Origin of the sequence: Pseudarthrobacter sp. AB1 (assembly GCF_014926485.1) — a bacterium.
Lineage (GTDB): Bacteria > Actinomycetota > Actinomycetes > Actinomycetales > Micrococcaceae > Arthrobacter.
In genome coordinates this window covers 40,766-55,362 of record NZ_PZKO01000006.1, presented here as the reverse complement: position 1 = coordinate 55,362, position 14,597 = coordinate 40,766, and the positions used below count along the sequence as shown (strand labels likewise).

Here is a 14,597-nt window from a genome sequence, read left to right as displayed (position 1 = left end):
CTAATGTTACTCAAGTTATTAGTGTTACAAATGTGATCTATGTGAATCTCTCATGAAATGTCCCGTAGCACAAGAATTCCGACGCAAGTGGGATAAAGACTTTTGTGGAGTGTTGCATAATTCGCGGCAATGGCAGCCAATGCCGACTAGGCGGCAGGGGTCCGGCCGTGGCAACCTTGATCCGTGAGTAACGTAGAAAGCCTTGTGGGCGAGTGGCTGCCCCTGCCGGATGTCGCGCAGATGTTGGACGTTTCTATTACGAGAGTCCATGGCCTTATTGATGAACGTGCCTTGGCGGCCCTGCGGGTCGGGGAACGGCGAATACGGTCAGTTCCTGCCGCGTTTATCCTGGACGGCCAGGTTGTTGACAGCCTCAAGGGGACCATTGTGGTCCTGGCGGACGCCGGCTACTCCGACGAGGACCTGATCGTCTGGCTGTTCACCCCCGACGAGTCGCTCCGGGGACGGCCAATTGATGCCTTGCGGGAAGGCCGCAAGACGGAAATCAGGCGCCGGGCCCAGACTCTGGCCTGGTAAACAACACAACGGGCCCGGTCGACGCCGGGCCCGCAGCTGCTGCAAAGACCAGGACCAATGTCAGGACGCGCGGCTGACCGTGGCTTCCGCCAGCTTCCGCAGTGCGGTCTTGGGCAGTTCGTCCAGCGGCAGCTGTTCCAGCGCGTTATACGCCGCGGCGCCGAATTCGTTGATCAGCACTTCCGTCGCCTGAAGCGCCCCCGACTCTTCAATGATCCGCCGGATCTCGGACACGTCAGCGTCGCCGAGGTCAGGGCTGCCCAGCTTCGCGTCGATAAATTCCGATTCTGACGTTGATGCCTGGCCCAGCGCGAGGGCAATGAGCACTGTCCGCTTACCTTCGCGGAGATCGTCGCCTGCCGGCTTGCCCGTAGTGACAGGGTCCCCGAAGACCCCCAGGACGTCGTCGCGCAGTTGGAACGCTTCGCCCAGCGGCAGCGCGAAGGCCGAGTAGCCCCGGAGCAAGTCGTCCGGAGCGCCCGCCAAGGCGCCGCCAAGCGCCAGCGGGTGCTCCGTGGAGTATTTGGCGGACTTGAACCTGATGATGGACTGTGCCCTCGTCACCGCTCCGGCCCGGTCCCGGACAGGACCGGCCACTTCCTCCAGGATGTCAAGATACTGACCCGCCATGACCTCGGCACGCATGAGGTTGAAGATCAGACGCGCCCTGCTGCCTGCAGCCGCCTGTTCGCCGATGTCCGTGAAGGCCTCCTCGCTGAAGGAGAGGCATAGATCCCCGGTGAGGATCGCGGCTGCCTGCCCAAACCGCTCGCTGTCCAGGGCCCAGCCTTGCGCGTGGTGCAGCTGGCTGAAGCGGCGATGCACGCTGGGCCCGCCACGCCGCGTGTCCGAGCGGTCAATGATGTCGTCATGGATCAGGGCAGCTGCCTGGAAAAGTTCCAGGGCCGATCCCGCCGTCACGATTTCCTCGGCCGCCGGATCGCCGCCCGCGCCGCGCCACCCCCAATAACACATCAGGGCGCGGAGCCTCTTGCCGCCCGTCACCAGATTGGAAATGGAACCCATGATGGGATCGATATCGGGTGAAATGGCAGTCATGAGCGATTGCCGCGTGGTGAGGAAGTCTGTCAGCTCACCGGCAACGGCGGCGACGAATGCAGTCTGCTCAATCCTTAACTGCTCCGAAACACTCACTTGGCAAACTCAGCAGCCACGTTTGCGCCGATGGTGAAAGTAGAAAGGCCGGCCGCTTCGACGGCGGCGATGTTGACCGTCTCGGAGTCGTTCCGGACGAAGTCTTTGGAAGCGACAGCGCCCACAGCGTCGCCGGGGACGGCTTTGAATCCCTGCGCTTCCAGGTGCTTTGTGTAGAAATCCACGACGGTGGCGGTCGGGGCGTTGATGCTGGCCACGAGGGCCGCCGTGGCGGGCGTCGATGTCTTATCAAAGCTGCTCGAAATCACCGTGGCCCCGGGCATCAGTGGGAGCAGGGTTTCCGGGAATCCCGCGACGATTGTCCCTACAGTGGCTGAAGTTCCCGGCGACGCCGTCGGGCTCGCGGACGCGGTTATGCTGGCGCTGCCAGATGCTGGTGAGGATGTAACTGAGGAGGATGATGCCGCTCCGGGCTCTGCGGGGCTGCAGGCAGCGAGAGCCAGAATGGCGCCCGCGGCCAGTGCCGCTAATCCTGTTGGCTTAAGACTTTTCATGACGGTCACGGGGACTGTCCTCCTGGTGTTGATGCCGGATTCAGCCTCCAGTTTAGTCAGTACCAGCCGATACAATTGCCGGTGTGGGACCTGAGCGGAACAACCAGTACACCGAAGCGGGTCTTCGTGAGCTCCGGCGTAACTGCATCATGCACGTGGACATGGATGCATTCTTCGTCGCAGTGGAGCTTCGCACCCGGCCGGAACTCCGCGGCAAACCGGTGATCGTCGGGTTCCCTGCGGACCGCTCGGTAGTACTCTCGGCGTCGTATGAAGCCCGGGCCTTCGGAGTGAAGTCCGCCATGCCCATGGTGGTCGCAGCCAGGATGTGCCCCAAAGCCGTCATCATTGAACCGCGCCACAAGCTGTACTACGACGTTTCCGACCGGCTGATGGAAATCTTCGCGTCCATCACCGATCTGGTGGAGCCGCTGAGCGTCGACGAAGCTTTCCTGGACGTCGGTGGCGCCATCCGGCGGTTGGGGCCTCCGCGCGAAATAGGTGAACTGATCCGGCGCCGGGTGGCTGCCGAATTGGGCATTACAGCCTCCGTGGGCATAGCAGCCAGTAAGTTCGTAGCCAAGATTGCTTCCACGCGTTGCAAACCTGACGGGCTGTTGCAGATCGGACCCGACGAGACAGTGCCCTACCTCCACAGCCTGCCCGTCGGGGCGTTGTGGGGCATCGGCGCCAAGACCGCGGAAGTCCTTGCCCGGATGGGCATCAGGACGGTGGCGGACGTGGCTGCCACTCCGGTGTCCTCCCTGAAGAAAATGCTCGGTGCCACCGGTGAACACGTCTACCGCTTGTCGTGGGGGATCGATCCGCGGCCCGTAACCCCCGTGAGGCCTGAGAAGAGCATCGGCGCTGAAGAGACCTTCGCTGTGGATACCGGCGACAACGCCCTGATCGCACGGGAGTTGCTGCGGCTTTCCCACAGGACGGCAGGACGGCTGCGGAGTTCGGGGATGGTGGCACGGACGGTGGCGTTGAAACTCCGGTATGCCGATTTTTCCACCATCACCAGGAGCCGCACTGTCCACACACCTGTAGACAGCGCCCAACTGATTTATGCCGTCGCCATCCAACTCCTGGAATCGTTGGGGAGCCGGCCCATGACCGTGCGGCTAGTTGGCATCCGGGCCGAGCAACTGGAAGACGCCGCCCACACGTCCCTCCAGCTGAGCTTTGACCGCCGGGATGACAACTGGCGGGCAGCAGAACAGGCACTGGACGAGGTCAGCCGGAAGTTCGGAAACAAATCGATTCTCCCCGCCAGCCTGCTGGATTCCGGAATCGGGTCTTAGCCGGACGCCGGCACGTTGCGTGTTTGGTTCAGGGAGGTGATGGCCGTCTTTCAGAACGGCCCCCGACAACCTATCCTTATATATACATAGTTCTCAGTTATTGCCGGACTTCTTGGACATGCTGCAGTTCCGAAGCCCCGCATGCCGGTGTTCGCTTTCCGCCATCGTCGGCGGGGCGGGAACCTCCCGGGCATGCCGGTCGTTATCGAAGCAGTAGTACGGGATGGGACCAGCCCGGACGTTGGCCTACTTAAGGAGGTCGTGATGCCGCTCTCGGAGCACGAACAGAAGCTGCTGGAGCAGCTGGAGAAGCAGCTGCACGAAGACGATCCGAAATTCGCCAATTCCATGGGTTCGGATCCCGGGCGAACGTGGTCCACCCGTCACATCGTGATTGGTGTGCTCTGCACCCTTGCGGGCATCGCCCTGCTCCTGGTCGGCGTCACAGTCCAGAACATCTTTGTCGGTGTCCTGGGCTTCATAGTTATGGGCGGCGGTGTCTACTTCGCCACGATGCGCAACGCTGCCGGCGGCAAGCAGCGCTCTGCACCTGGTGCAGGTAAGTCCGGAAAGCCCAGGAGTTCATTTATGTCCAGCCTGGAAGAGCGCTGGGACGAGCGCCGCCGCGACGAATCCTAAGGCAGCGACTGTAAGTCCGCTGCCATGGCCTTAGGTTCAGGCCTGCCCTCCATTTCGCTCCCCACGGTCAGGATGACCGCAGCAGAAGACCCGCCACGGCGGGTCTTCTGCGTTTAACCGCAGCAAGTAGCAGCCGGTGCCCTTTTGCGCGCTCAAAACGACCCCTGCTGCGGCCTGGATGGGCAGCCGGACGCCCGCGGATGCGCCGGCTGGGCCCGTTTTGAGCCTGGCGGCGGCAGGGCACCGGCGTCGGGCACGTATGGTTCCAGCCGAAACGGCCACGGACCCTCCACCTCCATCCACCTCCAGCTCCCACGCCATTTGGGGGACAGTGCGCCTGAAAGGGGGGAATATTGGCCTGATTCGCGTTGACTGTGGTGGAAAGTGGAGTAATGTGGAGGACATAAGAGGGTAGTTGCAACACAGGGGATATTGCAGTTCCTGACGGCAGACAGGCGGTGGGCCAGTGTTTCTGGGCACACACTCGCCACGTCTGGACGAAAAGGGCCGAATTATCCTCCCCGCGAAGTTCCGTGAGGAGCTTGCCAGCGGACTTGTTCTCACAAGGGGACAGGAACGTTGCATTTACGTCTTCAGTGAGCAGGAATTTGCACGTGTCCACGAGCAAATGCGGGAGGCGCCCATTTCCTCCAAGCAGGCCCGGGACTACATCCGCGTTTTTCTCTCTGGAGCCTCTGACGAGGTACCTGACAAGCAGGGGCGCATAACCATTCCGGTCGCGCTCCGGGAGTACGCAGGCCTCGGCAGGGAACTGGCCGTCATCGGTGCAGGAACCCGGGCCGAGATCTGGGATGCCCAGGCCTGGAACGAGTACCTCGCGGAGAAGGAAACCGCCTTCTCCGAAACCGACGACGCCATTCCGGGAATCCTGTGATCCCCTGAAAGGCCCGGCGGAACCGCTTCTTGAACGAGATCTCCAGCCGCCCATCAGACAGTCAACCTGGCCTCACTTCCCCGGAGCCAGGCCGGCAGGATGATAGGCGCGGATGGGGATCTGGCTCAAGAAGCTGCATACCAACACTCACGGCAAGAAAGGACGAAGGCATGAACGATGACCCGAAGCCAACGTCCGAACGCCATGTGCCGGTCCTCAAGGACCGGTGCATTAATTTGTTGGCCCCCGGCTTCGAAGCTGCCCGCCGCCGAGGTGAAACCCCCATCGCCATTGATGCGACCCTCGGCATGGGCGGCCACTCCGAAGCCATGCTGGAGCGTTTCCCTGATCTGCACCTGATCGGCATCGACCGTGACGAGGAAGCCCTGGCGCTGGCAGGGGAGCGGCTGGGGCGCTTTGCTTCCCGGACGGATCTGGTCCACGCCGTCTACGACGAAATCGACGACGTCCTCGAAGACCTGGGTGTCGCGCAGGTCCACGGCATCCTCATGGACCTGGGCGTGTCGTCGCTGCAGCTGGACGAGCGCGAGCGTGGATTCGCCTACTCCTTTGACGCTCCGCTGGACATGCGGATGGACACCAGCCGCGGGCAGACCGCAGCGGATGTGGTCAACAACTACAGCGAAGAGGATCTCGTAAGGATCATCCGGAAGTGGGGCGAGGAGAAGTTCGCTGGCCGGATCGCCAACCGGATTGTCGCGGCGAGGGCTGCCAAGCCTTTCGCCACCACGGGGGAACTGGTGGAACAGATCCGCTCCGTGGTTCCGGCCGCAGCCGCCAAATCGGGCGGCCACCCCGCCAAGCGGACATTCCAGGCACTGCGCATCGAAGTCAATGAGGAGCTGGACGTGCTGGAGCGCGCCGTTCCGGCAGCCGTGGCAGCCACGGCCCTGGGCGGACGCATGGTGGTCATGTCCTACCACTCCCTCGAAGACAAGATCGTCAAGTCATTTTTCCAGGCCGGCTCCAAGTCCTCCGCGCCGCTCGGATTTCCGGTGGAACTTGAGGAACACAAGGCCTTCCTCAAAACCCTGACCAAGGGCACCGAGGTACCCACCGCCGTCGAGATTGCAGAAAATCCACGCGCGGCATCCGCCAGGTTGCGGGCCGTGGAACGTATCAGAGCCAGGAGAGAAGCATGAGCACTGCCGCCGTCAAGAACTTTCCGGTCGTCTCCGGCAGCAGCGCCCCGGCGATCAGGTCGCTTCCGTCTGGCGCTGGCCGCAGGGAACGCACACCTCTGTCTGTGGTCCGTTCCGCCCCCAAGAAGCGCCGGGCGCCGTTTGTCGTCATGTGTTTTGCCCTGCTCGCTGTTGCGCTCGTCACCGTGCTGGTCCTGAACATCTCCGTCTCCACCTCCCAGTACCAGCTGGTGGAACTGAGGGGTAAGCAGAGCACGCTGACCAAGCAGAACCAGGACCTGACACAGCAGGTCCAAAACTTCGAAGCTCCCCAGAACCTGGCAGCTAAGGCCTCAGACCTGGGAATGGTCGCTTCGACGGTCAAAGGCCAGATCGATCTCTCCACGCTTGCCGTTACGGGCAAGGCAACTCCGGCTGTGAAGGGTGGCGCGGCTGGAGCGGTCATCCCTGCCCCGGCCGTCGAGGGAATGCTCATTGTGGTTCCCCCGGCAACGTCCGGTGAGCCGCTGGCGAACCGTAAACCGGCTACCGAGGAACCGGCACCTGCCGCGGCGGCCCCGCCGGTTGAAGCACCCGCTCCGCCGGCACCTGCCGTGGAGCTCCACGGCGGTTCGGTACCGGCACCCGAACAGAAGATGCCCGGGCTCTAACCGGTAGCCGCTGAAGGACAGCCAGTCAGGCACTAAACAGGCAACAATGGCGAGCAGCAAGGGAATCACGGTGGCGCAGAGGACCGGCAAGGCAAAAAGCGGTAAGGCCCCTAACGCCACAAAACGGCTGCGCCTCGGCCTGGGCATTATGCTGACGCTGCTGCTAGTGGTGGGCGGCAAGCTCTTCTTCGTCCAAGGACTCGACGTCGGCGGGATGGCCGCCGCCGCGCTCGATTACCGGATGCGCGCGACTTCGCTCCCCGCCGAACGCGGCAGCATCCTGGACGCCGCAGGGACGGTCCTGGCGAACAGCGTGATCCGCTACAACATTGTGGTGGACCAGACCACCAACACAAAGACCGATAAGTTCTGGCGCCTGGAGGAAGGCGCCGACAATCTGGTTGAAGTCAGCCGGGAGCAGGGCATCAGCGAACTCGCGGCTGTCCTGGGCATGGACACTGAAGACCTCAGGAACGCCGTGACGGGCGAATCGAAGTACCACATCGTCGCAAAGGACCTGAAACCGGACGTTGAGCTCAGGGTCTCGGATCTTAGTATTCCAGGCATCGTCACCGAGGGCGTCAGTAAACGCGTGTACCCCAACGGTTCCGTGGCCGGGGGCATTATCGGCTTCCTCCAGGACGGAAGTACCGGCCAGGCGGGGATCGAACAGACCCAGGATGGGCTGCTGCGGGGCAAGGACGGCAAGCGGCTTTTCGAGATCGGCGCGGACGGTCTTCGGATTCCCGTCGGCGTGGATGAGCTGACACCCCCGGAGGACGGCAAGGACGTGAAGCTCACCCTCAATTCCGATCTCCAGTATTTCGCCCAGCAAGCCATCCAGAGCCAGTCGGACAAGCTCGGTGCCGAGTGGGGTGTCATCATCGTGATGGACGCCAAGACCGGCAACCTGATCGCGATGGCCGACACCAACGCGCCGGACCCGAACGATCCCGGCCGGGTGGCCGCCAAGGACCGCGGCGTGCGCTCCGTGACTGCTGCATACGAGCCCGGATCGGTACAGAAGATGATCACCGCGGCCGCCCTGATCGAGGAAGGAAAATCCAGCCCGCTGGACACCTTCACGCTCGGCCCGTCGTACACGGTGGACGGCCAGACGTTCACTGACTCCTTTACCCATGGCACAGAAGAGCGCACGCTCGCCGGCATCCTGGGTTGGTCCATGAACACCGGCACCGTGGCGGCCGGCTCCCGGCTCACCAAGGACCAAAGGCACGACTGGCTGAAGAAATTCGGCATTGGCGAAGCGCCGGAGGTCGGGCTGCCTGCCACCGCTGCCGGTATTCTTACCCCCGCAGACCAATGGGACGGCCGCCAGGAGTACACAGTGCTTTTCGGCCAGGGTGTGGCGCAGTCGACGCTGCAGACGGTCCGCGCTTTCCAGACGATCGCCAACAATGGTGTGATGCTCCAGCCGCGCCTGATTGATGCGTACGTTTCACCGGACGGAACAGAAGAGGCGGTTGCCCCGCAGCCTTCCCGCCAGGTGGTGTCTGACGGGACGGCGCAACAGGTCCAGGACATCCTGGAAAGCGCGGTGACCGAAGGCCAGATCAAGGACGCCGCCATCGACGGGTACCGGGTGGGGGCAAAGACCGGAACGTCTGAATCTCCATGCGACGACGGGAAGTCAGGGTTCTGCGGCTACACCGCTTCCATCGTGGGGATGGCACCGATGGACGACCCGCGGTTTATTGTTGAGGTGGTACTGCAACGTCCGAAGGGCAGCATTTACGGCATCACGCAGGGGCCGGTGTTCCGTTCGGTGATGAGCCAGGCCCTGCGCACCTACAACGTCCAGCCGTCCACGGGTGAACCGGCCAGGTTGCCGCAGTACGCCAAGTAGCATCAAGCCAGGCAGCAGTTCCCCCCGACGCCCGCAGCGGAAGCAGTATCCCGCGGGCATGATCCACTAGCACCACCATCGGAGATTCTCTTGTCAGACCAGAACGCATCAGCCAACAACGCGGGGCCGGCAGGGGAACCAGCCTCCGCGCGGTTCAGGCCTACGGCCGTTGCTGCGGTCCGCCTGGACGCGATCGGAGACGCGATCGGTGTGCAGGTCCCGGGCGCCTCGGCTGCCGTCAGCGTCATGGGAATTTCACTGAACTCGCGAACCGTGGAACCGGGGGACCTCTACGTGGCGCTGCCCGGTGCCTCCCGCCATGGCGCTGACTTCGTTTCGCAGGCGGTCGGCAGGGGAGCGGCGGCAGTCCTGACCGACGACGCCGGCGCCCGCCTTCTCGCGCTATCAGGGGACACTGCCGTTCCCGTCCTCGTGGTTGACGGACCGCGCAACGTGGTGGGGCCGCTGTCCGCCATGATCTACCAGAGCCAGCCAACAGCCGGGCGGACGCCGCGCTTGTACGGTGTGACGGGAACCAACGGCAAGACCACCACCACGTACTTCATTAATGCCCTGCTCCGTGCGCTCGGGCAGCAGACCGGCCTGATCGGAACCATCGAAATCCTGGCCGGCGGAGAGCCGGTTCCCAGCCTCCTGACCACGCCCGAGTCACCGGATCTCCACGGCTTGCTCGCCCTCATGCGGGAACGGGGGCTGGACGCCGCATCCATGGAAGTCTCCTCCCACGCCGTATCCTTCCAGCGGGTGGACGGAGTCCTCTTCGACGTTGCCGGTTTCACGAACCTGACGCAGGACCATCTGGACCTGCACGGCACCATGGAGGACTACTTCGCCACGAAGGCGGAACTGTTCACACGGAGCCGTGCCCGCAGGGCTGTGGTGACGGTCGACGACGAATGGGGCCGCAGGCTTGCCGCCACGGCACCGATCCCGGTCACCACACTCTCGATGGCACCCGGCGCAGCTCCCACCGACTGGACGGTCACCGCCACCGCCGCGCGGGGGCTGGGTACCGACTTCAGCCTCGAGGGACCCGACGGCGTCACGCTGAATGTACACACCGGCCTGCCTGGCGCTTTCAACGTCGCCAACGCCGCGCTGGCCACGGTAATGGTCATCGCCAGCGGAATGGACGCCACCACCGTGCAGGCCGGCCTGGACCACCACGACCCCTTCACCGTGGCCGTACCAGGACGCATGCAGCTCGTCTCCGAGGAACCGGCGGCTGTGGTGGATTTCGCCCACAACACTGATGCCCTGGCACGCGCACTTGAAGCAGTCAGGTCACCGCTTCCCGGCTCCCGGGTGATCGTGGTTTTCGGAGCCACAGGACAGCGCGACCAGGGCAAGCGACCCGCCATGGGGGCCGTCGCCGCGAAGATGGCCGACATCGTCATCGTCACGGATGACGACCCCCACGATGAGGACCCTGCGGCCATCAGGGCAGATGTGCTGGCGGGCGCACGGTCAGCCCGCGAACACGAATCACCAGAGTGTGTCATCGAAGAGGTTTATCCCCGCGACGCCGCCATCCGACGCGCCGTTGAACTGGCAGGTCCGAGCGACACCATCCTGGTGGCCGGCCGGGGGCATGAGGTCTGGCAGGAAGTCAAGGGCGTCAACCTGGCGCTCGACGACCGGGTGGAACTTCGGAACGCCTTGACAGCCAGGGGATTCACCGTTCTCCGAGACGACCGGATAGAGTCCTAGACCGAGATGATTGCACTTACTGCGGCGGAAATCGCCGATATCACACACGGCCGCCTGGACGCCGATCCGGGGATTGCACCCCTGTCAGTCGTCACTGATTCGCGGGAGGCTGCCCCCGGGGCCTTGTACGTGGCGAAACCCGGCGAACACGCCGACGGCCACGACTTCGTTGCCGCGGCCGTCAGCCGCGGCGCGGTGCTGGTTCTGGCTGAGCGCCCCGTGACGGGGCCGGATGGCGTTAACTATCCGGCTGTCCTGGTCGATGATGTCGTGCTGGCCATGGGCGCACTGGCATCCGAAGCGGTACGTCGGATCCGGCTGGCCCGGTCTGCTGCAGGTGAGGCCCTGACCGTCATCGGGATCACCGGTTCCGCCGGGAAAACCACCACCAAGGACCTCCTCGCCGGCATCCTCACCGAGCAGGGCGCCACCGTTGCCCCGCAAGGGTCCTACAACGGAGAGGTGGGCGTGCCCCTGACGGTCTTCCGGGCCGACACCCAAACGCGGTATCTGGTGATCGAGATGGGCGCCACGGGCATCGGGCACATCCGCTACCTGGCCCACATGGTGAAGCCTGACATCGGCGTCGTCCTGGGAGTCGGCACTGCCCACGCCGGAGAGTTCGGCGGCGTGGACAACATTGCCCGGGCCAAGGGCGAGCTGGTGGAGGCCCTCACGGCCGGCGGCACTGCCATCATCAACCTCGACGACGACCGCGTCGCCGCTATGCGCAGCCGCACCAGCGCCAGCGTGCTGGGCTTCTCGGCCGAAGGGCGCCCTGACGCGACCGTCCGGGCCCTGAATCCGGACACTAACGCCCAGGGCAACCCGGAATTCGAGCTCGTCCTGCCCGGCGGTGAAACAGGCGTGCACGTCAGCAGCCGCCTCATCGGCGCCCACCACACAGGCAACCTCCTCGCCGCAGCAGCTGCCGCGCACGCGGCCGGAGTTCCCGGCAAGGACATCGCCGCATCGCTGAGCACACAGTCAGCAGCAAGCCGTTGGCGGATGGAACGCACGGAACGTGCTGACGGAGTGACCGTCATCAACGACGCCTACAACGCGAACCCGGAGTCCATGCGGGCGGCCCTGCGCACCCTGGCCGACCTGGGCCGCGGGCGCCGCACCTGGGCGGTCCTGGGCGCCATGCTGGAACTGGGACCTGATTCAATCCGTGAACACACTGTTGTGGGCACCCAGGTGGTCCGCCTGAACATTTCCCGGCTGGTCGTCGTCGGCCGCGAAGCCCGCGCACTTTACGTTTCCGCCGTCCAGGAGGGTTCCTGGGGCGACGAATGTGTATTTGCCGAAACCGCCGAGGACGCATACGCGCTTCTGAACGCCGAGCTTCAACCCGGTGACCTGGTGCTTTTCAAGTCGTCCAACAGCGTTGGACTGCGGCACCTTGGCGATCGGATAGCATTACCCCCACAATCCACCGAACCCACCGATGAAGGGAGCGAACTGCTGTGATTGCACTCTTGATCGGCGCAGGACTTGCCCTGCTGTTTGCCTTGGTGGGAACGCCGCTGTTTATCCGCTTGCTTGTCCGCAAGAGCTACGGCCAATTCATTCGTGATGACGGACCCACCTCCCACCACACTAAACGCGGTACTCCCACCATGGGCGGCACCGTGGTGGTGGGCGCGGTCCTGCTCAGCTATGGCCTGACCCACCTGATTATGTGGATGATGAACCCGGATTCGGCAGGCCCCTCCGCCTCGGCCCTGATCCTGTTGTTCCTGATGGTCGGCATGGGGCTGGTGGGCTTCCTGGACGATTTCATCAAGATCTCGCGGCAGCGGAGCCTTGGCCTCGATGCGAAGGCCAAGCTCATCCTCCAGGCTGCCGTGGGAATAGTCTTCGCTATCCTGGCGCTGAACTTTCCCGATGCGGACGGCCTGACGCCGGCCTCGACCAAAATTTCCCTGGTCCGTGACATTCCCTGGCTGGATCTGGCTTTCGCCGGCACGGTGGTCGGCGCAATCCTCTTTGTGTTGTGGTCCAACCTGATCGTCACCGCCGCGACCAACGGCGTGAACCTCACTGACGGACTGGACGGGCTAGCGGCCGGTGCGTCGGTCATGGTGTTCGGTGCCTACACGCTGATGGGCATCTGGCAGAACAACCAGGGCTGCGGGTCACCGCGCGAGACCGGCAGCGGCTGCTACTCCGTCCGGGACCCCCTGGACCTGGCGCTCCTGGCCGCTATCCTGAGCGCAGCCTTGGTGGGGTTCCTCTGGTGGAACACGTCCCCGGCGAAGATCTTTATGGGCGACACCGGGTCATTGGCTATCGGCGGCGCGATCGCAGGCTTTGCCATCCTCTCGCGCACGGAACTGTTGCTGGGAATCATCGGCGGTCTGTTCGTCCTGATCACGCTGTCCGTGATCATCCAGGTGGGCTACTTCAAGGCCACCGGCGGGAAACGCGTCTTCAAGATGGCGCCGCTGCAGCACCACTTCGAGCTCAAGGGCTGGGCAGAAGTCACGGTGGTGGTCCGGTTCTGGATCCTGGGCGGGCTCTTCGTGGCCGTGGGCCTGGGTGTCTTCTACGCTGAATGGGTTGTGCTCCTGTGACTGTTTCTCCCCGCCTGCAAAACCTGGTCAGTTGGGATTCGGATTGGGCAGGGCTGCGCGTTGCAGTGACCGGCATCGGAGTGTCCGGGTTCGCCGCTGCAGATACCCTCATCGAACTCGGGGCCCGGGTGGTGGTGGTTGACGCCGCCACCAGCGATACAGCCAAGGCACAGGCCGACACCCTGAAGATCGTCGGTGCCGTGGACGTGCTCCTGGGCGAGGAGGCCGTAAACCGGATCCCCAAAATCGATGGCGGCTTCCCCGAACTCATCGTGACCTCCCCGGGCTGGCGTCCCGACCAGGCGCTCCTGGCAGCCGCTGCACGTGCGCACATTCCGGTCTGGGGCGACGTCGAGCTTGCCTGGCGCCTGCGCGTCCGGGCCGGGCACAAAACCGCTGACTGGCTGACCATCACCGGCACCAATGGCAAAACCACTACGGTGGGCCTGACCGCGTCGATGCTGCAGGCTGCCGGACTTAAAGCCATCGCGGTCGGCAACGTGGGCACCCCCATCCTGGACGCCCTCCGCGACCCCGTGGAGTACGACGCCTTCGCCGTTGAACTTTCCAGTTTCCAGCTGCACTGGGCTGAATCGCTGTCGCCGGTGGCCAGCGTCTGCCTGAATGTTGCCGAGGACCACGTTGACTGGCATGGATCCTACAATTCCTACCTCGCGGACAAAGCAAAGGTCTACGCGCGGACCCAGAAGGCGTGCATCTTCAACGCGGAGCAGATCGAGACCGAACGGATGGTTGAAGACGCCGACGTCGTCGACGGCTGCCGTGCCGTCGGAGTCACCACGCTCACCCCGGCCATCAGCATGCTCGGGGTGGTGGAGGGCTTGCTGGTGGACCGTGCGTTTATCGAGGAACGCAAGGACAGCGCAGCCGAGCTGGCCTCGATGAGCGACCTGGGCCAGTTTGCGCCCCGGCACATGGTGGCCAACGCCCTTGCGGCGGCTGCCCTGGTCCGGGCCTACGGTGTGGATGCGAAGGCAGTGCGCCAGGGAATCCAGGACTACGTGCCCGGCAACCATCGCATCCAGCCGGTCGCCAAGCAGAACGGCGTGCTCTGGGTCAACGATTCCAAGGCCACCAACCCACACGCAGCAGCAGCTTCACTGGCCACCTTTGAGAACGTCATCTGGATCGCGGGCGGCCTGTCCAAGGGCGTCAGCTACGACCACCTGGTCCGGGACCACGCGGCCCGGCTCAAGGCCGTGGTGCTCATCGGCACGGATACCGCCGCACTGGCGGACGCCTTGCAGCGACACGCGCCGAATGTCCCCGTGATTACGACGCCGGCGGGCGACACTGAAAATATGCAGACTGCCGCATCGGGCGGGGCCACCACGGGCAGCTCGCCGGATTCCGGTGCGGCCGTGATGTCCCGGGCCGTTGCGTCAGCGGCGCAGCTGGCTGCATCAGGCGACACCGTGCTGATGGCCCCGGCAGCTGCTTCCATGGATCAGTTCTCTTCCTATGCTCACCGCGGCGACGCCTTTATTGAAGCTGTCCGCGAGCTGGTGGAAGGGCAGGCCCAGACCGGCGAGGAGTAA

At 64.0% G+C, this 14,597-nt stretch carries 13 protein-coding genes; 11 read left to right on the top strand and 2 right to left on the bottom strand.

Annotation, left to right across the window (positions count from 1 at the left end; genetic code table 11):
* Window positions 1-183: 183 nt before the first annotated feature.
* Window positions 184-537 (top strand): Rv2175c family DNA-binding protein, encoded by a 354-nt coding sequence (locus tag DAD99_RS01195; protein WP_185263214.1) that lies wholly within the window; start codon window positions 184-186, stop codon window positions 535-537.
* Between the two features lie 60 nt (window positions 538-597).
* Here the strand turns inward: DAD99_RS01195 and DAD99_RS01190 are convergent, their stop codons facing one another.
* Complete coding sequence (locus DAD99_RS01190) at window positions 598-1,692, bottom strand: polyprenyl synthetase family protein (RefSeq protein ID WP_193340009.1); 1,095 nt, start codon at window positions 1,690-1,692, stop codon at window positions 598-600.
* The gene (locus tag DAD99_RS01185) at window positions 1,689-2,216 is read right to left on the bottom strand and encodes a hypothetical protein (RefSeq protein WP_185263216.1); all 528 of its coding nucleotides are present in this window, start codon (window positions 2,214-2,216) and stop codon (window positions 1,689-1,691) included. Before DAD99_RS01185 ends, DAD99_RS01190 begins: the two co-directional genes overlap by 4 nt.
* A 140-nt stretch (window positions 2,217-2,356) precedes the next feature.
* Here DAD99_RS01185 and dinB point away from each other — a divergent pair, with 140 nt between their 5' ends.
* The 10 genes from dinB (at window position 2,357) to murD (ending at window position 14,597) form a co-directional block, all read left to right on the top strand.
* On the top strand, window positions 2,357-3,514 hold the full coding sequence (dinB, locus tag DAD99_RS01180) for a DNA polymerase IV (protein WP_193340044.1): 1,158 nt from the start codon (window positions 2,357-2,359) through the stop codon (window positions 3,512-3,514).
* Window positions 3,515-3,778: 264 nt separating this feature from the next.
* On the top strand, window positions 3,779-4,153 hold the full coding sequence (locus tag DAD99_RS01175; protein WP_193340008.1) for a DUF3040 domain-containing protein: 375 nt from the start codon (window positions 3,779-3,781) through the stop codon (window positions 4,151-4,153).
* A gap of 466 nt (window positions 4,154-4,619) precedes the next feature.
* Window positions 4,620-5,048, top strand: a complete 429-nt coding sequence (gene mraZ, locus DAD99_RS01170; RefSeq protein ID WP_193340007.1) for a division/cell wall cluster transcriptional repressor MraZ — start codon at window positions 4,620-4,622, stop codon at window positions 5,046-5,048.
* Between the two features lie 170 nt (window positions 5,049-5,218).
* Entirely contained in the window at window positions 5,219-6,211 is a 993-nt protein-coding gene (gene rsmH / locus DAD99_RS01165) for a 16S rRNA (cytosine(1402)-N(4))-methyltransferase RsmH (RefSeq protein ID WP_193340006.1), read from the top strand.
* Window positions 6,208-6,861: a hypothetical protein gene (locus tag DAD99_RS01160; protein WP_193340005.1), complete on the top strand. Its 654-nt coding sequence runs from the start codon at window positions 6,208-6,210 to the stop codon at window positions 6,859-6,861. Before rsmH ends, DAD99_RS01160 begins: the two co-directional genes overlap by 4 nt.
* A 46-nt stretch (window positions 6,862-6,907) precedes the next feature.
* Window positions 6,908-8,728, top strand: coding sequence for a penicillin-binding protein 2 (locus DAD99_RS01155; RefSeq protein ID WP_227007481.1), 1,821 nt, complete (start codon window positions 6,908-6,910; stop codon window positions 8,726-8,728).
* A gap of 90 nt (window positions 8,729-8,818) precedes the next feature.
* Window positions 8,819-10,459 (top strand): UDP-N-acetylmuramoyl-L-alanyl-D-glutamate--2,6-diaminopimelate ligase, encoded by a 1,641-nt coding sequence (locus tag DAD99_RS01150; RefSeq protein ID WP_193340004.1) that lies wholly within the window; start codon window positions 8,819-8,821, stop codon window positions 10,457-10,459.
* Window positions 10,460-10,465: 6 nt separating this feature from the next.
* Window positions 10,466-11,932, top strand: a complete 1,467-nt coding sequence (gene murF / locus DAD99_RS01145) for a UDP-N-acetylmuramoyl-tripeptide--D-alanyl-D-alanine ligase (protein WP_193340003.1) — start codon at window positions 10,466-10,468, stop codon at window positions 11,930-11,932.
* Window positions 11,929-13,038: a phospho-N-acetylmuramoyl-pentapeptide-transferase gene (gene mraY / locus DAD99_RS01140; RefSeq protein ID WP_185263221.1), complete on the top strand. Its 1,110-nt coding sequence runs from the start codon at window positions 11,929-11,931 to the stop codon at window positions 13,036-13,038. The genes murF and mraY overlap by 4 nt, the downstream gene beginning before the upstream one ends.
* Window positions 13,020-14,597 carry a UDP-N-acetylmuramoyl-L-alanine--D-glutamate ligase gene (murD, locus tag DAD99_RS01135; protein ID WP_193340002.1) on the top strand — a complete coding sequence of 526 codons (1,578 nt, stop codon included), beginning with the start codon at window positions 13,020-13,022 and terminating at the stop codon, window positions 14,595-14,597. Before mraY ends, murD begins: the two co-directional genes overlap by 19 nt.

Coding starts and splice junctions, on each gene's coding strand:
- dinB (WP_193340044.1), top strand. CDS start 2,357: ATGCACGTGGACATGGATGCATTCTTCGTCGCAGTGGAGCTTCGCACC.
- DAD99_RS01175 (WP_193340008.1), top strand. CDS start 3,779: ATGCCGCTCTCGGAGCACGAACAGAAGCTGCTGGAGCAGCTGGAGAAG.
- rsmH (WP_193340006.1), top strand. CDS start 5,219: ATGAACGATGACCCGAAGCCAACGTCCGAACGCCATGTGCCGGTCCTC.
- DAD99_RS01160 (WP_193340005.1), top strand. CDS start 6,208: ATGAGCACTGCCGCCGTCAAGAACTTTCCGGTCGTCTCCGGCAGCAGC.
- DAD99_RS01155 (WP_227007481.1), top strand. CDS start 6,908: ATGGCGAGCAGCAAGGGAATCACGGTGGCGCAGAGGACCGGCAAGGCA.
- murF (WP_193340003.1), top strand. CDS start 10,466: ATGATTGCACTTACTGCGGCGGAAATCGCCGATATCACACACGGCCGC.
- murD (WP_193340002.1), top strand. CDS start 13,020: ATGGGTTGTGCTCCTGTGACTGTTTCTCCCCGCCTGCAAAACCTGGTC.